The following is a 236-nucleotide window of genomic DNA, read 5'->3' on the forward strand; positions in this document are numbered from 1 at the left end:
TCCACCGGGATTCCGGCGTCCCAAAGCCCCCGGAAGAGGTCCTTCAGGAAGGTCCCGAAGGGGGCCACCCGCTCCGTCCACACCACGGGGGCCCAGGCCTCGAGGGCGGGGAGGAGCTCCCTGAGGAGCGCCGTCTTCCCGTACCCCGGCGGGGCGGAGAGCACCACCCCCCTCCCGGCCCGCACCGAGAGGAGGACCGCCCGCCCCTCCTCCTTCCGGCCCACGAACATACTTAC

The 236-nt window shown here is 72.9% G+C and carries 1 protein-coding gene; it reads right to left on the minus strand.

Annotated elements, in window-relative coordinates:
• Positions 1-230: P-loop NTPase family protein (locus tag ACYQ0J_RS13635; RefSeq protein WP_460170252.1), on the minus strand; the 230-nt coding region annotated here is incomplete at its 3' end.
• Positions 231-236 lie beyond the last annotated feature (6 nt).

This window comes from Thermus sp. FJN-A, from assembly GCF_054655095.1.